The organism is Streptomyces sp. NBC_00637 (genome assembly GCF_045161545.1).
GTDB lineage: Bacteria > Actinomycetota > Actinomycetes > Streptomycetales > Streptomycetaceae > Streptomyces.
Map to the genome: position 1 here is coordinate 5,573,970 of NZ_CP109046.1, position 18,618 is coordinate 5,592,587.

At 69.2% G+C, this 18,618-nt stretch carries 15 protein-coding genes and 2 tRNA genes; 13 read left to right on the forward strand and 4 right to left on the reverse strand.

Features of this window, described 5'->3' with window-relative positions:
- Window positions 1–18: 18 nt before the first annotated feature.
- Entirely contained in the window at window positions 19–1,254 is a 1,236-nt protein-coding gene (locus OG440_RS24500; RefSeq protein ID WP_406008933.1) for a GNAT family N-acetyltransferase, read from the reverse strand.
- A gap of 234 nt (window positions 1,255–1,488) precedes the next feature.
- Here OG440_RS24500 and OG440_RS24505 point away from each other — a divergent pair, with 234 nt between their 5' ends.
- Window positions 1,489–2,673, forward strand: coding sequence for a PP2C family protein-serine/threonine phosphatase (locus OG440_RS24505; protein ID WP_406008934.1), 1,185 nt, complete (start codon window positions 1,489–1,491; stop codon window positions 2,671–2,673).
- 85 nt (window positions 2,674–2,758) lie between these two features.
- Window positions 2,759–3,217 carry an HD domain-containing protein gene (locus OG440_RS24510; protein ID WP_406008935.1) on the forward strand — a complete coding sequence of 153 codons (459 nt, stop codon included), beginning with the start codon at window positions 2,759–2,761 and terminating at the stop codon, window positions 3,215–3,217.
- On the opposite strand, the gene OG440_RS24515 is transcribed toward OG440_RS24510, so the two are convergent.
- A complete protein-coding gene (locus OG440_RS24515) occupies window positions 3,214–4,494 on the reverse strand; it encodes an acyltransferase family protein (RefSeq protein ID WP_406008936.1) in 1,281 nt (426 codons plus the stop codon). The two genes, OG440_RS24510 and OG440_RS24515, sit on opposite strands and share 4 nt — an antisense overlap.
- A 403-nt stretch (window positions 4,495–4,897) precedes the next feature.
- On the opposite strand from OG440_RS24515, the gene OG440_RS24520 reads away from it, so the two are divergent.
- Window positions 4,898–5,092, forward strand: coding sequence for a hypothetical protein (locus OG440_RS24520; RefSeq protein WP_030779494.1), 195 nt, complete (start codon window positions 4,898–4,900; stop codon window positions 5,090–5,092).
- 223 nt (window positions 5,093–5,315) lie between these two features.
- Here the strand turns inward: OG440_RS24520 and OG440_RS24525 are convergent.
- A tRNA-Gly gene (locus tag OG440_RS24525) sits at window positions 5,316–5,386 on the reverse strand.
- 165 nt (window positions 5,387–5,551) lie between these two features.
- Between OG440_RS24525 and OG440_RS24530 the strand changes: the two genes are divergently transcribed.
- The 5 genes from OG440_RS24530 (at window position 5,552) to clpX (ending at window position 10,867) form a co-directional block, all read left to right on the forward strand.
- Window positions 5,552–5,628: transfer RNA gene (locus tag OG440_RS24530), tRNA-Pro, on the forward strand.
- Window positions 5,629–5,941: 313 nt separating this feature from the next.
- A complete protein-coding gene (gene tig, locus OG440_RS24535; RefSeq protein ID WP_406008937.1) occupies window positions 5,942–7,315 on the forward strand; it encodes a trigger factor in 1,374 nt (457 codons plus the stop codon).
- 403 nt (window positions 7,316–7,718) lie between these two features.
- Window positions 7,719–8,327, forward strand: a complete 609-nt coding sequence (locus OG440_RS24540; protein WP_189709844.1) for an ATP-dependent Clp protease proteolytic subunit — start codon at window positions 7,719–7,721, stop codon at window positions 8,325–8,327.
- Between the two features lie 388 nt (window positions 8,328–8,715).
- Complete coding sequence (locus tag OG440_RS24545) at window positions 8,716–9,396, forward strand: ATP-dependent Clp protease proteolytic subunit (protein WP_406008938.1); 681 nt, start codon at window positions 8,716–8,718, stop codon at window positions 9,394–9,396.
- 181 nt (window positions 9,397–9,577) lie between these two features.
- Window positions 9,578–10,867 (forward strand): ATP-dependent Clp protease ATP-binding subunit ClpX, encoded by a 1,290-nt coding sequence (clpX, locus tag OG440_RS24550; RefSeq protein WP_356249114.1) that lies wholly within the window; start codon window positions 9,578–9,580, stop codon window positions 10,865–10,867.
- A gap of 76 nt (window positions 10,868–10,943) precedes the next feature.
- Here clpX and OG440_RS24555 read toward each other — a convergent pair whose 3' ends face one another.
- Entirely contained in the window at window positions 10,944–11,960 is a 1,017-nt protein-coding gene (locus OG440_RS24555; protein WP_406008939.1) for a hypothetical protein, read from the reverse strand.
- 135 nt (window positions 11,961–12,095) lie between these two features.
- On the opposite strand from OG440_RS24555, the gene OG440_RS24560 reads away from it, so the two are divergent.
- The 5 genes from OG440_RS24560 (at window position 12,096) to OG440_RS24580 (ending at window position 18,466) form a co-directional block, all read left to right on the forward strand.
- Window positions 12,096–14,720, forward strand: coding sequence for a valine--tRNA ligase (locus OG440_RS24560; protein WP_406008940.1), 2,625 nt, complete (start codon window positions 12,096–12,098; stop codon window positions 14,718–14,720).
- 97 nt (window positions 14,721–14,817) lie between these two features.
- Complete coding sequence (locus OG440_RS24565) at window positions 14,818–16,341, forward strand: bifunctional folylpolyglutamate synthase/dihydrofolate synthase (RefSeq protein ID WP_406008941.1); 1,524 nt, start codon at window positions 14,818–14,820, stop codon at window positions 16,339–16,341.
- 11 nt (window positions 16,342–16,352) lie between these two features.
- Window positions 16,353–16,718 carry a DUF4233 domain-containing protein gene (locus tag OG440_RS24570; protein ID WP_406008942.1) on the forward strand — a complete coding sequence of 122 codons (366 nt, stop codon included), beginning with the start codon at window positions 16,353–16,355 and terminating at the stop codon, window positions 16,716–16,718.
- 83 nt (window positions 16,719–16,801) lie between these two features.
- Window positions 16,802–17,215 (forward strand): nucleoside-diphosphate kinase, encoded by a 414-nt coding sequence (gene ndk, locus OG440_RS24575; RefSeq protein WP_406008943.1) that lies wholly within the window; start codon window positions 16,802–16,804, stop codon window positions 17,213–17,215.
- 231 nt (window positions 17,216–17,446) lie between these two features.
- Complete coding sequence (locus tag OG440_RS24580) at window positions 17,447–18,466, forward strand: rod shape-determining protein (protein WP_406008944.1); 1,020 nt, start codon at window positions 17,447–17,449, stop codon at window positions 18,464–18,466.
- Window positions 18,467–18,618 lie beyond the last annotated feature (152 nt).

Consider the following 18,618-nt stretch of genomic DNA (forward strand, 5'->3'; position numbering starts at 1 on the left):
GCGCGCCTCGTCGTGACATCAGAACCCGTGCGGCAGCCACGGGGCGGTAATCGCCCCGAACCCCACCGCGGCCTCCGCCAGCGCGCCCGGCCGCAGCTCCCGTACCCGCCCGGCCCGTGCCAGCGAGGCAAGGCCGACGCCTCCGAGATACGCCGCTCCCAACTCCCGTACGGACAGGGCGAGGTCAGGGGCGTCCGAGGTGCGCGCGCACACCGCGCCCTTGGCGACCCCCGAGAGCCGCCAACGCCCCGAGTTCCAGGGGCAGAAGGCGTCCTCGACCTCCAACACGACGTCCACCGGCGCCTGATACGTCCGCGCTTCGAGGGCCGCGCCGACGTCCACCAGCCGTACGAACAACGAGTCCCGCACCCGCAGCTCGCACCGCCGGATGTCGGAGACGAGATGCTGCCACGCCTCGTCCATCGGCCGCCCCCGCACCTTCAGCGAGGTGGTGAGGTCGATCCCGAACAGGAACCGCCACAGCGCCGCCTCCGTCGCCGGATCCACGCCCACCAGGTCCTGGAGCCGCACCTGCCCGTTGTGCCCGCTGTCCCGCCACTCGGACCGCACCCGGAACCGGACGTACCCGGTGACCTCCCCGTCCCGCTCGGCGAGCACACACTGGAGCGGCGACGCCCCGCCCCGGTCACTCGCCGGATCGAGCAGCCCCAGCCGCTCCCAGCCGGGCCGGCGCGCGAGCATCCCGGCCCGGGTGGGCACGGTCCGCGCGTACACCGACTCGCACACCTCGAGCGTCGTGCCGGGGTCGACGTACCGCAGCCGTACGTCGTCCGTACCGGCCGGGACCGACAGCCGTACCCGACTGGTGTCGATCTCGGCGTGCAGCCCGAACGTCGCCGCGGCATACCCGAACCGTCCGTAGATGTCCGGTTCGGAGGCGGTCAGGATCGCGAGCGGCTCGCCCCACGCCCGCACATCGTCCAGCTGCCGCCGCATCATCGACGTCAGGACCCCGCGCCGCCGGTGGGTCGCGCTCACGCCGACCATCGTCACGCCCGCCGCCGGCACCGAGGCCCCGCCCGGTACCGTCAGCCGGAAGTCGTACGCCCCCGCGGTGGCCACGCACTGGTCGCCGTCCCACACGCCCAGGGAGCGCTCGTACGAGGTGAGCGCCCTGAAGAGCTCCCGTTCCTCGGTCGACTCCCCGATTCCGCCGAAGGCGCGGAGCAGGGTGTCGTACCACTCGTCCCATTCGTCCCGACGTAGTACCCGTGGTTCCCGCGACTCCCGCATCTCCCGCACCTTCCGCATTTCCGGCGCCCGGCCGCGGAAGAGGTCGCACGGCCCGTCGCCTCACTCGTCATGGATTCATGCCTAGCAGTCCGGTGCGGGACGAGCCAGCCAATTTCCCTCTCCTCGGGGCGCGAGCGCTTTCCGTGAAGTTCACTGTGAAGTTGAGCCTCGGAGGGGGGACAAGTGGGACCTCCCGTGCCAAGCGGCGGGTTCGATGGATAGGGTCCCGAACTAATGGCAGTAGGACGGCAGCGGCGCGCGGAAGCCGAGACGTTGACGGCCCGGTTGAAGCACTTGATGCACCGGGTCCGCACCGGCCTGCGCAGAAGCGCCGTGGACTACTTCCGCGGCGACGGTTCGGACTGGATCGCGCTGGCCTTCCTGCTGCTCACCGTCCCGCTGATCGCCGTCACCACACTCGCCAACTCGGTGTGGTGCTCACCGGCCGCCCTGGTCCTGCCGATCGTCGCCGGCGGACTGCTGCTGCGCCCGTCGAGCCTGCTCGGCCTGTACGCGGCGGCGGCCACGGCCCTCATCGTGGAGTCGGTGCAACTGGGGCCCTACACCGAGGGCCCGTCCAGGGTCACCCCCGGTGTCGTCCTGGTCGTCGCAGCATGCGGTTTCTTCGGACTTCTCATCGCCCAGTTCCGCAGCAGGGTCGGTGTGCCCTGGCGGCGCGGCGGCACCATGCTCTTCGACCTGCGCGAACGCATCCGGGTGCAGAGCAAGCTGCCGAGCCTGCCGCAGGGCTGGCACCGCGAGATGGCGCTGAGGCCCGCCGGTGGCCAGTCGTTCTCCGGTGACTTCGTCGTCGCGGCCCGGACGAACGGCGGCCGCACCATGGAGGTCGTCCTCACGGACGTCTCCGGCAAGGGCATGGACGCCGGTTCGCGAGCCCTCCTGCTGTCGGGCGCCTTCGGCGGCCTGCTCGGCTCGCTGCCGCCGCACGCCTTCCTCCCGGCCGCCAACGGCTATCTGCTCCGCCAGGACTGGGACGAGGGCTTCGCCACCTCCATCCACCTGGTCCTCGACCTCGACTCCGGCGACTACGAGCTCTACTCGGCCGGCCATCCGCCGGGCCTCCAGCTCAGCGCGGGCAGCGGCCGCTGGGAGGAGAAGGCCGCCGAGGGCCCCCTCCTCGGCGTGTACGACGGCGCCCAGTTCGACCCCGTGAAGGGCTCGCTGCGCCCCGGAGACGTGCTGATGCTCTTCACCGACGGCCTGGTGGAGACCTCCGACCGGGACATCGTCGAGGGCATCGACCGCCTCACCGGCGAAGCCGACCGGTACGTGGCCGGCGGCTTCCAGGGCGCCGCCTGGCACCTGATCGAGGCGGTGGCGAAGGACGTCAACGACGACCGTGCCCTGCTGCTCGTCTGCCGCGAGGGCCCGACGGCCCAGTCGACCCCCCTGTCCTGACCTCTTCCGCACCGACCAGCGAACCGTCAGAGCTCTCCCGAAGCTCTCCCGCATCGTCCCGAGCTCTCCCGAGAGGCCACCCGCCATGCTCACCCTGTCCGAGGTCGAGAGCCTCGCCCGCGCCGCCCACCAGGGACAGACCGACAAGGCGGGCCGCCCCTACGCCGAGCACCTCCAGGCGGTCGCCGAGGGCGTACGCGCGCGGGGCGGCGACTCCGAGCAGATCGCCGCCGCGTGGCTGCACGACGCCGTCGAGGACCACGCCCTGTCCGAGGCCTGGCTGGACGGGGCGGCGCTCGGCGACCGTACGAAGGCCGTCGTCCTCGCGGTCACCAAGCGGGCGGGAGAGACGCCGGAGGCCTACGCCGGGCGCATCCTGGCCACCCCCGGCGCGCTGCTGGTGAAGGAGGCGGACCTGGCGCACAACGCGGACCCGGCTCGGCTCGCGGTCCTGGACGCACCGACCCGGGCGCGACTGACCGAGAAGTACGCACGGATGCGCGCCCTCCTCGGCCTCACAACCCACCGGGACGAGAGCGCCTAACCCGCGACGTCGGCCGACCGCTCCCGCTGTCGCCGTGCGCCGGACTCCTGCCGCTGCGCGCCCTCGCCGGCAGCCCCGCCCTTCTCGCCCTTCTCGCCTCTCTCGGCCTTCCCGCGCTCGCGGGCGAGTTCGGCGGCGTCCCGCTTGAAGGCCCAGTCCATCCTCGGCTCCATCACGAACCGCAGCACCCGCCGTACGGGCCCGGTGCACAACAGCGTGATGGCTACGGCCACGACGACGGTGACGGCGATCTCCCCGAGCGGGCGGTGCAGCGCGGGGTGATCGAACCAGCCGCGGTAGTCGGCGGTCTTGATCAGCAGGCCGTGCGTCAGATAGCCGTAGAGCGTGCCCGCGCCGAGCGCGGTGAACCACATCGTGCGGCCCGGCACCCAGGAGAAGAAGCAGGCGGTCAGCAGCAGGGAGCAGCCGAACAGGGCGAGCTGCATGACGGGACCGACCCACCACGGCACGCCCAACTCCTGCGCGGAGTTGCGGTGGTAGAGCCATCCGCTGTTCATCCGCGGCACCGCCCACCAGGAGAACGCCAGCGCGAAGGCGAACACCGGCACCGCCGCGATCCGGAACCAGCGCCGGCGCACCAGCGCGAAGTGCTCCGGCTTCAGGTTCAGTCCCAGCACGAAGAACGGCAGGAACTGAAGGACACGCGGGAGGTCCAGATCACCGCCGATGTTCGGGGTGGCGGACGCCAGCATGGCGATGCCCAGCGCGACCGGCAGCGGATGACGGACCAGCTTCCAGAGGGGCGTGGTCAGCCGCCAGATGAACAGTGCGCACAGGAACCAGGTCAGGTAGTACGGGTCGAGCAGGCTGATGTCCTGGGGAGCGCCGCCGACGTACGTCTTCAGGAGCGGGTAGGCGGTCTCGAAGACGATGTACGGCACGACGACGCCCGTCACCAGCCGCTTGAGCTTGGCGGGACTCCCGTCGAAACTGCGGGAGAAGAAGCCGGAGATGACGATGAAGGCCGGCATGTGGAACGTGTACAACAGCACGTACGCCGCCGTGAGCACCCGGCTGTCGCCCTTCAGCGACTCCCAGGCGTGCCCCATGGCCACCAGCACGATCGCCAGGTACTTCGCGTTGTCGAAGAACGCGTCACGCTTCGCGACGGGCCGCGGCGACGGCCGTCCGTCGGATCTGTTCCCGGGCCGGTCGTGCCGGGCGGCCCGGCCGGCTTGATCGTTCTGGTCGTGCTGATCGTTCTGGTTCTGGGGTGAGCTGGAGCTCGGAACGAGAGACGAGGCGGCGTGGGACATTCGAGGCACCCTAGCGTCGCGCACGCGTATTCGTAAAACGCCCCAGGTCATTCCTTGTTATTGCCCTCGGCCTTGATCGCGGCATTGGCCATGAGGGAGAGGGGCCACGCCTCCGGCGCGACCTTGATGTCACGATTCATCCCGACTAAAAGGTGCATAACGTCGGTTGTGCACCCGTAGTTGAAGTGGTTACGACCACAATTCGAATTACCTGCACTGGCGTTGTGTGGACACGGCAACGAACTGCCCCAATTCCCGGTGCGGGCATGTACTCGAATTGCTGTGCGGCGCACCCCCGGACCGGAGGGTCCGCGCGATGATGTGTCACGGGCCGCATGGGGAGGCCCTGTTGGTGGCACGATGGTGTCGGGAGTGCGGACCGACCGAGGGTGTGTGATCAGTTGTGGCCATTTCACTGTCAGTGGTGCTGCTGTTGGCGATCATCCTGGTGGTGCTCATCCGGGGAGGGTCGATCAAGGCGGGGCCGGCGATAGTCGCGATCCTGTTCGGCTTCTTCCTCGCGTCGACCGGCATGGCCCCGTCGATCAACCGCTTCCTCGACTCCCTGGCCGACACCATCAACTCGATCAGCTTCTGAGGCCCGCCCCCGCGTGCGCCGGACCGAACACGCGGGGGAGGGGCCGTACGTCGCGCTCCGACCGCTCCAACTGCTCCCGACTGCTCCGACTGCGCCGTGATCCACGGCTCGGCCCACTCGGGGACGCACATCGGATTCCGGCGCGGAGGGCTGCAACAGCCCAGGACGCACCGAAGGCCCGGGGAGAGGAAACCGACCTCTCACCCGGGCCTTCGTCGTACAGAGCGGGCGACGGGAATCGAACCCGCGTAGCTAGTTTGGAAGACTAGTGCTCTACCATTGAGCTACGCCCGCACATGACGCGCCGCAGGTCAGCGACCGCGGCACTGCAGGCATCGTAGCGGGTCGGCACCGTGCCGCGCACACCCCGTTTCCGGGGCCCGCCGCGGCGCGCCCCGAGGCTCGGTAAAAGCGGCGGTCAGGCGGCCTGCGGGCATGTACCCTTCGTGTCGCACCAGACGGGGTGTGGCGCAGCTTGGTAGCGCGTCCGCTTTGGGAGCGGAAGGCCGTGGGTTCAAATCCCGCCACCCCGACCAACGACCGGCCGTCAGTGGCCACGGGTCCGCAGGGCACCGGCCACCACCGGACCGGGGACCTGGTCGTCGACCCGGCCGTCACCGGCTGTCGACTCGACCATCAGTGGCCACCGAACAGCCTTCACCGGCCGTCACCGGCCATTTGCGCGGGCACCTCGCTTGATCGCCTTTGGGGCGTGTCGTCGCTGCCGTTACTATGCAAGCTGCACGCCCGTATGCCTCATCCTCTGGTAAGTCCTCCGGGCGGCGAATCCGCGGGAGCCGGTCTGGCTCCTGCAGAAACCAAGAAGTCAGCCCCCAAGGAGACCGAACCGTGAAGAGCGCCGTGGAGACCCTGAACCCGACTCGGGTTCGGCTCAGCATCGAGGTGCCCTTCGAGGAGCTCAAGGACAGCCTCGACGCGGCGTACAAGAAGATCAACCAGCAGGTCACGGTGAAGGGCTTCCGCAAGGGCAAGATCCCCGCCCGCGTCATCGACCAGCGCTTCGGCCGTGGCGCCGTGCTGGAGGAGGCCGTCAACGACGCGCTGCCGAAGTTCTACACGGAGGCGGTCAACGAGGCCGAGATCGACGTCCTCGGCCAGCCCGAGGTCGACATCACGGAGCTGAAGGACGGCGAGACGCTGAACTTCACCGCCGAGGTCGACATCCGTCCCTCCCTCGAGCTCCCCGAGGACTTCTCCTCCATCGAGGTCGAGGTCGACGCCGTCGAGGTGTCGGAGGAGGACGTCGACAAGTCGGTCGAGCAGCTCCGTGAGCGCTTCGCCTCGACCTCCCCGGTCGAGCGTGCCGCCGGTGACGGCGACGTCGTCACCGTCGACCTGGAGGCCAAGGTCGACGGCGAGATCCTCGAGGACGGCGTCGCCAGCGGCGTCTCCTACACCATCGGCTCGGGCGAGCTGCTGGAAGGCATCGACGAGGCCGTGAAGGGCCTGGAGGCCGGTGGCGAGACCACCTTCACCTCCGAGCTCAAGGGCGGCTCGGCGGCCGGCAAGGAGGCCGAGGTCACCGTCAAGGTCTCCCAGGTCGCCGCCCGCGAGCTCCCCGAGCTGGACGACGAGTTCGCGCAGCTCGCCTCCGAGTTCGACACCCTCGAGGAGCTCAAGGCGGACAGCCGCAAGCGCCTCGAGAACATGAAGCAGTACGACCAGGCCACGCAGGCCCAGGAGCGCGTCCTGGAGAAGCTGCTGGAGCTCGTCGAGGTGCCCGTCCCCGAGAAGCTGCTCGAGGAAGAGGTCAACACCCGCAAGCACAACCTGGAGCACCACCAGCTCGGCCAGATGGGCCTCGACCTCGACAAGTACCTGGAGATCCAGGGCAAGACCGCCGAGGAGTTCGAGACCGAGACCCGTGAGGCCGCGGTCAAGGGCATCAAGACCCAGTTCGTGCTCGACGAGCTCGTCAAGCGCGAGAAGCTGAACGTCAACCAGGAGGAGCTCACCGAGCACCTCATGCGCCGTGCCGCCTCCTCCGGCATGTCGCCCGACCAGTTCGCCCAGGCGGTCGTCGAGGGCGGCCAGGTTCCGCTCCTGGTCGGCGAGGTCGCCCGCGGCAAGGCCCTGGCCACGGTCGTCGAGTCCGCCACGGTGAAGGACACCAACGGCGAGGTCATCGACCTGGACGACGAGGAGGAGACCGAGGAGGACGCCGCCGAGTCGGCGACCTCCGAGGAGAACACCGAGGCCTGACAGGCCTCGCGTCGCCTCTGACGCAGACATGAGGGGCCCCGGAGCGGCATGCGCTCCGGGGCCCCTCTGTCATGGGCGGCCGGCCGCCGGCGCTCAGCGGGTCGGGGCGGCCGCCGCGGCGGCGCGGGCACGGCTGCGCCTCGCGGCCGGAACCCCTCGGGGGCGGCGCGCGACCGCTCGTGGACGGCGCGACGACCGTCCGTGGACGGCCCGTCACGGCCCACGGACGAGGCCTCCACGTCTACGCCCCCGGCGAACACTCTCCTCTCCGGGATTCCCCGAAGGGACCCGCGCGTTAGGGTCCATGAGTACGAGGGCAGGGGAGTCTCCGTTGCCCCCGGCAGTACACGTGAGACGGCCCGGCGCCGTCGTAAGACGAGCAGGTGGATACGTGACGAATCTGATGCCCTACGCCGCCGGCGAGCCTTCCATCGGTGGTGGCCTCGGCGACCAGGTCTACAACCGGCTGCTCGGCGAGCGGATCATTTTTCTCGGCCAGCCGGTCGATGACGACATTGCCAACAAGATCACCGCACAGCTGCTGCTCCTTGCCGCCGATCCGGACAAGGACATCTACCTGTACATCAACAGCCCCGGCGGCTCGATCACGGCCGGCATGGCGATCTACGACACGATGCAGTTCATCAAGAACGACGTGGTGACCATCGCCATGGGTCTCGCGGCCTCCATGGGGCAGTTCCTGCTCAGCGCGGGCACCCCCGGCAAGCGCTTCGCGCTGCCGAACGCCGAGATCCTGATCCACCAGCCCTCCGCGGGTCTGGCGGGCTCGGCCTCCGACATCAAGATCCACGCCGAGCGGCTGCTGCACACCAAGAAGCGCATGGCCGAGCTGACCTCCCAGCACACCGGCCAGACGGTCGAGCAGGTCACCCGCGACTCGGACCGCGACCGCTGGTTCGACGCGTTCGAGGCCAAGGAGTACGGCCTCATCGACGACGTCATCCCGACGGCCGCCGGCATGCCGGGCGGCGGCGGTACCGGGGCGGCCTGAGGACCACTGACGGCACCAGGGCCGGTCAGGGCGCTCCCCGGAGCCCCCTGACCCCCCGAGCCCCTTCCGGAGTCTCCGGGAGCCCCCTGGAATCCTGCGGAACTCCGAAAGGGCCCAGCTGCCTCCGGAGCTCCGAGAGGCCGAGGAGCACCCGGAGGCACCCGGAGACCCCGGAAGTCCGGGGCCCGCGGAGTGGCTCGGAGGCCACCGCGACTCCCGGACTCGGGAAGCCCCTCGTAGGTCCCCGAAGCTCCAGGAGCCACTGGGGGCCGCTCGGAGCCCTTCGAGGCCCGCCGGGCCTCCCGGGATCGCCGAAGACCCCGGAAGCCGTCAGAGCCCCATCCAGCCCCTTCAGCCCACCGCCCCAGTCCTCTTTCCAGGAGACACCGTGAACGACTTCCCCGGCAGCGGCATCTACGCCCGCACCGAGGCCGAGTACACCGGCCCTCGCGCCGAATCCCGCTACGTGATCCCGCGCTTCGTCGAGCGCACCTCCCAGGGCGTCCGCGAGTACGACCCGTACGCGAAGCTCTTCGAGGAGCGCGTGATCTTCCTCGGCGTGCAGATCGACGACGCCTCCGCCAACGACGTCATGGCGCAGCTGCTGTGCCTGGAGTCGATGGACCCCGACCGGGACATCTCGGTCTACATCAACAGCCCCGGCGGCTCCTTCACGGCGCTGACCGCGATCTACGACACGATGCAGTTCGTGAAGCCCGACATCCAGACGGTCTGCATGGGTCAGGCGGCCTCCGCCGCGGCGATCCTGCTGGCCGCCGGAACGCCGGGCAAGCGCATGGCGCTGCCGAACGCGCGCGTGCTGATCCACCAGCCCTACAGCGAGACCGGCCGCGGTCAGGTCTCCGACCTGGAGATCGCCGCCAACGAGATCCTCCGGATGCGCGCGCAGCTGGAGGACATGCTGGCCAGGCACTCGACCACGCCGATCGAGAAGATCCGCGAGGACATCGAGCGCGACAAGATCCTCACGGCCGAGGACGCCCTGGCGTACGGCCTGGTCGACCAGATCATCTCCACCCGCAAGATGAACAACGACTCTGTGCGTTGACACGCGAGGTCGTCCCATTCGGGCCCTCTCGGCACGGTGTGACTCGGTCCACGTCACAGTGAACCGTGCCAAGGGGGGCCCGAACGGGGGGCCAGGCAAGGTACCGTCGGAATAAGGCAGCACCAGGAGCCGCTGGATTCGAAAGCGTCCAGTCGGCTCCCAGGCGAAGGGGAAGCACACCGTGGCACGCATCGGTGACGGCGGCGATCTGCTCAAGTGCTCGTTCTGCGGCAAGAGCCAGAAGCAGGTCAAGAAGCTCATCGCAGGGCCCGGTGTGTACATCTGCGACGAGTGCATCGACCTCTGCAACGAGATCATCGAGGAAGAACTCGCGGAGACGAGCGAGGTCCGCTGGGAGGAACTCCCGAAGCCGCGCGAGATCTACGAGTTCCTCGAGGGCTACGTGGTGGGCCAGGAGCCCGCCAAGAAGGCCCTGTCGGTAGCGGTGTACAACCACTACAAGCGCGTCCAGGCGGGTGAGAACGGCGGCGCCCAAAGCCGCGAGGACGCCATCGAGTTGGCGAAGTCCAACATCCTCCTGCTCGGCCCCACGGGCTCGGGCAAGACGCTCCTGGCGCAGACCCTGGCGCGCATGCTGAATGTCCCGTTCGCGATCGCCGACGCCACCGCGCTCACCGAGGCGGGCTACGTCGGCGAGGACGTCGAGAACATCCTGCTGAAGCTGATCCAGGCCGCGGACTACGACGTCAAGAAGGCCGAGACCGGGATCATCTACATCGATGAGATCGACAAGGTCGCGCGCAAGAGCGAGAACCCCTCCATCACCCGCGACGTGTCGGGCGAGGGCGTGCAGCAGGCCCTGCTGAAGATCCTCGAGGGCACCACCGCCTCGGTGCCGCCGCAGGGCGGCCGCAAGCACCCGCACCAGGAGTTCATCCAGATCGACACGACGAACGTCCTGTTCATCGTGGGGGGTGCGTTCTCGGGCCTGGAGAAGATCATCGAGACCCGGGCCGGCGCCAAGGGCATCGGGTTCGGCGCGACGATCCGCTCCAAGCGCGAGCTGGAGTCCAAGGACCAGTTCGAGGCCGTCATGCCGGAGGACCTGGTCAAGTTCGGCATGATCCCGGAGTTCATCGGCCGGCTCCCGGTCATCACCTCGGTGCACAACCTGGACCGCGAGGCGCTCCTCCAGATCCTGATCGAGCCGCGCAACGCGCTGGTGAAGCAGTACCAGCGGCTCTTCGAACTCGACGGCGTGGAGCTGGACTTCGAGCGGGAGGCCCTGGAGGCCATCGCCGACCAGGCCATCCTCCGTCAGACCGGTGCCCGCGGCCTGCGCGCCATCATGGAGGAAGTCCTCCAGGCGGTCATGTACGAGGTCCCGTCCCGCAAGGACGTGGCCCGCGTCGTCATCACGGCGGACGTGGTCCTCTCCAACGTCAACCCGACCCTGATCCCGCGCGACGCCCGCGGCGGCCGCGGTCCGGGCGAGCAGAAGACGGCCTGACCCGTACCCGTACGTCGAAGGGGCCCCGGTCGATCGACCGGGGCCCCTTCGACGTCTGACCGGACGGTCCGGAGCGTCAGGCCTTGACGCGGACCTCGTCGCGCAGCTTCGTGGTGATGTCGATCGCCGCGTCCTTGGTGATGCTCTTCGTGTTGTCGCCCGGGGACACCATGGCGATCGTGCTGTAGTCGGACCAGACGCAGAACCAGTCGGTCGACTCCTTCTTGGTCAGCGAGTTGGTGCTCTTCGCCGACTGGCACTTCATGAGCGCGCCGTCGATGTCGGCCTCCTCGGGCTGGCCGATCAGCTCGGTCTTGCCCTCGGTACTGCTCGACGAGCTGGAGGAGTTGCTGTCCTCGAGTTCCTTCTGGATGGCGACGAAGTACTTGTCCAGGGCCGCCTCGGGGTCCGCGATCTCGCCGTATCCGCCCACCATCGTGATGCCCTTGGCGGTGAGCAGCTCCGCCTCGCTGGGCAGGTCGGAGGTGTCGGGGTTCTGGGGGTCGTAGTCGCCGAAGTCCGCCGTCGACCACTGTCCGACGACGGCCTTGCCGCCCTTGACGCCGCTGGCCGTCAGGTACTTGGTGGTGTCCGAGTCGCTGCTCTCGCCGCCCTTGCCGACCTGCTTGTACTCGGTGATCACGGTCGCCGGGGTGTTCAACGTGTGCGCGCCGTCGTCCTCCAGACCGCCCCCGCCTCCGCCGATCACGAAGTACGCGCCCACGGCGATCGCGGCGACGACCGCGACCGCGCCGATGATGATGCCGGCCTTCTTGCCGCCGCCGCTCGGCGGCGGGGGCTGCGGGACGCCGTAAGGAGGCTGGCCGTAGGGCGGCTGCTGGCCGTACGGAGGTGCCGGCTGCTGGCTGCCGTACGGCGGCTGCTGGCCGTAGGGCGGGGTCTGCGGGGGAACGCCCTGCGGGGGCTGCTGCGGGTAGCCGTAGCCCGGCGCGGGCTGCGGGGCGGGGGGCTGCTGGGGGTAGCCGTAGCCGGGCTGCGGGGCCTGCGGCGGCTGACCGTACGGACCTGGCTGGCCGTACGGTCCGGGCTGCTGGGGCGGTCCGCCGTACGGGCCCGGCTGGTTGTGACTCATTTCTGGGTTCCCCTCCAGTGCTTATGTGATTTTCACATCCTGGCTCAACGCCCACACCGGCATGGCGCCGGGGCCCTCACCGTTACAGAGGAAACACGTTTCGGGACGGCGCCGTGACACCCCTAAACTGGGCCCGTGACCGAGAACGCTCAGCAGCAGCCATCAGCGCCCCACACCGAACTGCCGACCCAGTACGCGCCGGCCGACGTAGAGGGGCCGCTGTACGAGCGCTGGGTGGAGCGGGGCTACTTCGAGGCCGACGCGAAGAGCGAGAAGCCTCCGTACACCATCGTCATCCCGCCGCCGAACGTCACGGGCAGCCTGCACCTGGGGCACGCCTTCCAGCACACGCTCATGGACGCCCTGACCCGCCGCAAGCGCATGCAGGGCTACGAGGCGTTGTGGCTGCCCGGCATGGACCACGCCGGCATCGCCACCCAGAACAAGGTCGAGCAGCAGCTCGCCGAGGAGGGCAAGTCCCGCCACGACCTGGGCCGCGAGGAGTTCGTCGAGCGGGTGTGGCAGTGGAAGGAGGAGTACGGCGGCAAGATCCTCGGCCAGATGCGCCGGCTCGGCGACGGAGTCGCCTGGGACCGCGAGCGCTTCACCATGGACGAGGGCCTGTCCAAGGCCGTCCAGACCATCTTCAAGAAGCTCTACGACGACGAGCTGATCTACCGCGCCGAGCGCATCATCAACTGGTGCCCGCGGTGTCTGACGGCCATCTCGGACATCGAGGTCGAGTACCAGGAGGACGACGGCGAGCTCGTCTCCATCAAGTACGGCGAGGGCGAGGAGACGCTGGTCGTCGCCACCACCCGCGCCGAGACGATGCTCGGTGACACCGCTGTCGCCGTCCACCCCGACGACGAGCGCTACCGGCACCTGGTCGGCAAGCGCATCAAGCTGCCGCTGACCGACCGCACCATCCCGGTGGTCGCCGACACCCACGTCGACCCCGAGTTCGGCACGGGCGCCGTCAAGGTCACCCCGGCCCACGACCCGAACGACTTCGCGATCGGCCGGCGCCACGACCTGGAGTCGATCACGGTCATGGACGAGCGCGCGGTCATCACCGTCCACGGTCCGTTCCAGGGACTCGACCGCTTCGAGGCCCGTGCCGCCATCGTCGCGGCGCTGCGTTCCCAGGGCCGGATCGTCGCCGAGAAGCGGCCGTACGCCCACAGTGTCGGCCACTGCTCGCGCTGCAAGACCACCGTCGAGCCGCGCCTGTCCCTCCAGTGGTGGGTCAAGGTCGGCCCGCTGGCCCAGGCGGCCGGCGAAGCGGTCCGCGACGGCCGGGTCAAGATCCACCCCGAGGACATGTCGAAGCGGTACTTCGACTGGGTCGACAACATGCACGACTGGTGCATCTCGCGCCAGTTGTGGTGGGGCCACCGCATCCCGGTCTGGTACGGCCCCGGGGGCGAGGTCGTCTGCGTCGGCCCCGACGAGGAGCCGCCGACGGGCGAGGGCTGGCGCCAGGACACCGACGTCCTCGACACCTGGTTCTCCTCCGGCCTGTGGCCCTTCTCCACCCTCGGCTGGCCCGAACAGACCGCGGACCTGCGGAAGTTCTACCCGACCGACGTCCTGCTCACCGGCCACGACATCATCTTCTTCTGGGTCGCCCGGATGATGATGTTCGGCCTGTACGCCATGGACGGCGAGGTCCCCTTCAAGACCATCGCCCTCACCGGCCTGGTCCGCGACGAACGCGGCAAGAAGATGTCGAAGTCCTTCGGCAACGTCGTCGACCCGCTGGACTGGATGGACAAGTACGGCTCCGACGCCGTCCGCTTCACCCTGGCCCGCGGCGCCAACCCCGGTACGGACGTGCCGATCGGCGAGGACTGGGTCCAGGCGTCCCGGAACTTCGCCAACAAGATCTGGAACGCCACGCGCTTCGCCCTGATGAACGGCGCGACGGTGGAGGGCCCCCTCCCGAGTCCGTCCGAGATGGGGGCGACGGACCGCTGGATCCTCTCCCGCCTGAACAAGACGGTCGCCGAAGTCGACGCGCTCTACGACGACTTCCAGTTCGCGAAGCTCTCCGACGCGCTGTTCCACTTCGCCTGGGACGAGGTCTTCGACTGGTACGTCGAGCTGTCCAAGACGACGTTCATGGCCGGGGGAGAGCCCGCGAAGGTCTCCGGCCGCGTCCTCGGCGAGGTCCTCGACGTCACCCTCAAGCTGCTGCACCCGGTGGTCCCCTTCGTCACCGAGACGCTGTGGACCACGCTCACGGGTGGCGAGTCCGTCGTCGTCGCCGAGTGGCCCGAGGACAGCGGCTTCCGGGACGCCGGGGCCGAGCAGGAGATCCGGAGCCTCCAGTCCGTGATCACCGAGGTCCGCCGCTTCCGCGCCGACCAGGGTCTCCAGCCCGGCCAGCGGGTCCCCGCGCGGCTGTCGCTCGACGGCACGGCGCTGGCGCCCCACGAGGCGGCCATCCGGCAGCTCCTCCGACTCCAGCCGGAGGGCGACGCCTTCTCGGCGACGGCGACGCTGCCGGTCGCGGGCGCCACGGTCGCGCTGGACCTGTCGGGCACGATCGACCTGGTCGCGGAGCGCAAGCGCCTGGCCAAGGATCTGGCGGCCGCCGAGAAGGAGAAGGCCCAGGCCAACGCCAAGCTCGGCAACGAGGCGTTCCTGGCGAAGGCCCCGGACAACGTGGTCGACAAGATCCGCACCCGCCTCGCCAAGGCGGACGAGGACATCGCCCGCATCCAGAACCAGCTCGAAAGCCTGCCGCAGGCGTAGGCCCCGCAAGGCGCCATGACGACGAAGGCCCCCGGGACCGCTTCGGTTCCGGGGGCCTTCGCCCACGTCTGTCACCGGCCGTCCGTAGACTGGCCCCGTGAGCGAGCTCCCCCCGAACGGCAACCACGACGACCTGCCCGGCCCCCTCGATCCCTTCGACGAGATCATCGCGGAGGAGACCGACCGCGACCCCGATCTCGCGATCATCGAAGCCGGCAGCCGCACTCTCCGCACCCAGGGCGGCGCGCCGCAGGCCGATGTGCCCACGCGTCCCGCGGACCCCGCGGTCGACAAGGCCCTGCGCGAGGTCGAGGCGGAGCTGGCCACCCGCTGGGGCGAGACCAAGCTGGAGCCCTCGGTCGACCGCATCGCCGCGCTGATGGACGTCCTGGGGGACCCGCAGCGGTCGTACCCCTCGATCCACATCACCGGGACCAACGGCAAGACCTCCACCGCCCGCATGGTCGAGGCCCTGCTGAACGCCTTCGACCTGCGCACGGGCCGGTACACCTCCCCGCACGTGCAGTCGATCACCGAGCGGATCAGCCTGGACGGCGCGCCGATCTCCGCCGAGCGGTTCATCGAGACGTACGAGGACATCAAGGCGTACGTCGAGATGGTCGACGGCATGCAGGAGTACCGGCTGTCCTTCTTCGAGGTGCTCACCGGCATGGCGTACGCCGCCTTCTCGGACGCGCCCGTCGACGTCGCCGTCGTGGAGGTGGGGATGGGCGGCTCGTGGGACGCGACCAACGTGATCGACGGTGACGTCGCCGTCGTGACGCCCATCGACCTGGACCACACCGACCGGCTCGGGGAGACGACCGCCGAGATCGCCGCCGAGAAGAGCGGGATCATCAAGCAGGACGCCACCGTCATCCTGGCCCAGCAGCCCGTCGACGCGGCCCAGGTGCTGCTGAAGAAGGCCGTCGAGGTCGACGCGACCGTGGCCCGTGAGGGGCTGGAGTTCGGGGTCGTCGCCCGCCAGGTCGCCGTCGGCGGACAGATGGTCACCCTGCGTGGCCTGGGCGGCGAGTACCCCGAGGTGTACCTGCCCCTGCACGGCCCCTACCAGGCACACAACGCGGCTGTCGCGCTCGCCGCCGTCGAGGCGTTCTTCGGCGTCGGCTCGCAGCGCCCCGAGCCGCTCGACATCGACACCGTCCGCAAGGCCTTCGCGGCCGTCTCCTCGCCGGGCCGCCTCGAGGTCGTACGGCGCTCCCCGACCGTGGTCCTGGACGCCGCCCACAACCCGGCCGGCGCCCGAGCCACCGCCGAGGCCGTCGGCGAGGCCTTCGACTTCAGCCGGCTGATCGGCGTGGTCGGCGCCAGCGGCGACAAGAACGTACGGGGGCTGCTGGAGGCCTTCGAGCCGATCTTCGCGGAGGTCGTCGTCACCCAGAACTCCACCCAGCGCGCGATGGACGCCGACGAGCTGGCGGCGATCGCCGTCGAGGTGTTCGGCGACGACCGCGTCCAGGTCGAGCCGCGACTGCCCGACGCCCTGGAGGCGGCGGTCACGCTCGCCGAGGAGGAGGGCGAGTTCGCGGGCGGCGCGGTACTGGTCACCGGTTCCGTCATCACGGTCGGCGAGGCCCGGCTGCTCCTCGGAAAGGGCTGAGGTCCCCCACCATGCGTACGCTCTGCTCCTCGACCCTGATCGGCGAGTTCTTCGTCATCGGCTTCGCCGGTCTGGTCGCCATGAAGGACGCCGACCTGTCCACCGCCACGGTGTGGACGGTGTGCGGCATCGCCATGTTCCTCAGCGTGCTGCTGTGCGGCATGGTGACCCGGCCCGGGGGCGTCGCCCTCGGCTGGGCGCTGCAGATCGCCCTGGTCGCGTCCGGCTTCTTCGTCCCGATCATGTTCTTCCTGGGGGTGCTCTTCGGCGCCCTGTGGTGGGCGTCCGTGCACTACGGGCAGAAGATCGACGAGGCCAAGGCGCGCTTCGCCGCCCAGGCGGCCGCAGGCTCTCCGGATACCGCTGACGCTGCGTGACAGGTGCCAGGACACGCCCTGTAACCTCATCCCACCGCACACACCGGCAGTAGAAACACACCGGCCGCAAAAGGAGTCACCTCGTGAGCCAGCGCACCCTCGTCCTGCTCAAGCCCGACGCCGTCCGTCGTGGCCTGACCGGCGAGATCCTCAGCCGTATCGAGCGCAAGGCCGGCTGGCAGATCACCGCGCTGGAGCTGCGGACCCTGGACCAGGACACGCTGGAGCAGCACTACGGCGAGCACAAGGGCAAGCCCTTCTACGAGCCGCTGGTGGAGTTCATGGCCTCCGGTCCGGTCGTCGCGCTGATCGTCGAGGGCGACCGGGTCATCGAGGGTGTGCGCGCCCTCGCGGGTCCGACCGACCCGATCGCCGCGGCCCCCGGTTCCATCCGCGGGGACTACGGTGTGATCGTCCGCGAGAACCTCATCCACGCCTCCGACTCCGAGGAGTCCGCCGAGCGCGAGGTGAAGATCTTCTTCCCCGGTCGTGCCTGATCCGACGGCGTACGGAGCTGCCGAAGCGGGCGATCGAGGGAACGTGAGCCCCCGAACGCTCGTCTCCGGAAGCGAACCCTCACAGCATCTGCAAACAATGGCGGAGACCGCTCCGCAGTGTTCGTGCAGGCGCGTTTACGATGGAAGCCTTCACGTCACAGCACCCACCTCGCCGACCTGATAAGCCCTCAAAGCTCATGGAAGGCCAGTCGAATCCTGATGGGGAACTCAATGTCGTTCATCGGCCGTGACATGGCTGTCGACCTCGGGACCGCCAACACGCTGGTGTACGTCAGGGGTCGCGGGATCGTACTCAACGAGCCGTCCGTCGTCGCGATCAACACCAACACCGGTGGCATCCTCGCGGTCGGCGCCGAAGCGAAGAAGATGATCGGGCGCACGCCCGGCAACATCGTTGCCGTGCGTCCGCTGAAGGACGGCGTGATCGCCGACTTCGAGATCACCGAGCGGATGCTCCGCTACTTCATCCTGAAGATCCATAAGCGGCGGTATCTGGCTCGTCCGCGGGTCGTCGTCTGTGTGCCCTCGGGCATCACGGGCGTCGAGCGCCGCGCCGTCATCGAGGCGTCGACCCAGGCCGGCGCCCGTCAGGTGCACATCATCGAGGAGCCCATGGCCGCGGCCATCGGCTCCGGCCTGCCGGTCCACGAGGCGACGGGCAACATGGTGGTGGACATCGGCGGCGGCACCACGGAGGTCGCGGTCATCTCGCTCGGCGGCATCGTCACCGCCCAGTCCATCCGCGTCGCGGGCGATGAACTGGACAACGCGATCATCCAGCACATCAAGAAGGAGTACAGCCTCCTCCTCGGTGAGCGGACCGCCGAACAGATCAAGCTCACGATCGGTTCGGCCTACGACCTCGACGACGACCAGCACACCGAAATCCGCGGCCGGGACCTGGTGTCCGGGCTGCCCAAGACCGTCGTCATCTCGGCCGCCGAGGTGCGCAAGGCGATCGAGGAACCGGTCAACGCGATCGTCGACGCCGTGAAGACCACCCTCGACAAGTGCCCGCCGGAGCTTTCCGGCGACATCATGGACCGAGGAATCGTTCTGACCGGCGGCGGAGCCCTGCTGCGCGGTCTGGACGAGCGGCTGCGCCGGGAGACCGGCATGCCCATCCACATCGCCGAGGACCCGCTCGACAGCGTGGCGCTCGGCTCCGGAAAGTGCGTGGAGGAGTTCGAGGCGCTCCAGCAGGTTCTGGACGCCGCGCCCCGCAGATGACGTAACGCTTCGATTCCGCCGTACGGGACGATCTCCTCTCGTGCGGCGGATCGTTGATATAGAGGCATAAGCTCCCACAAAGCGCCCTTGGTCATCTTGGCCCGGGGCTACCCCAATTCCAGATTCTGCTTCCTGATTCCTGTTCTTGGTTT

Excerpts from the sequence above, each read along its gene's own strand:
- OG440_RS24500 (WP_406008933.1), bottom strand. The coding sequence starts at position 1,254 with ATGCGGGAGTCGCGGGAACCACGGGTACTACGTCGGGACGAATGGGAC.
- OG440_RS24505 (WP_406008934.1), top strand. The coding sequence starts at position 1,489 with ATGGCAGTAGGACGGCAGCGGCGCGCGGAAGCCGAGACGTTGACGGCC.
- OG440_RS24510 (WP_406008935.1), top strand. The coding sequence starts at position 2,759 with ATGCTCACCCTGTCCGAGGTCGAGAGCCTCGCCCGCGCCGCCCACCAG.
- OG440_RS24515 (WP_406008936.1), bottom strand. The coding sequence starts at position 4,494 with ATGTCCCACGCCGCCTCGTCTCTCGTTCCGAGCTCCAGCTCACCCCAG.
- OG440_RS24540 (WP_189709844.1), top strand. The coding sequence starts at position 7,719 with ATGCCCTACGCCGCCGGCGAGCCTTCCATCGGTGGTGGCCTCGGCGAC.
- OG440_RS24555 (WP_406008939.1), bottom strand. The coding sequence starts at position 11,960 with ATGAGTCACAACCAGCCGGGCCCGTACGGCGGACCGCCCCAGCAGCCC.
- OG440_RS24570 (WP_406008942.1), top strand. The coding sequence starts at position 16,353 with ATGCGTACGCTCTGCTCCTCGACCCTGATCGGCGAGTTCTTCGTCATC.
- OG440_RS24580 (WP_406008944.1), top strand. The coding sequence starts at position 17,447 with ATGTCGTTCATCGGCCGTGACATGGCTGTCGACCTCGGGACCGCCAAC.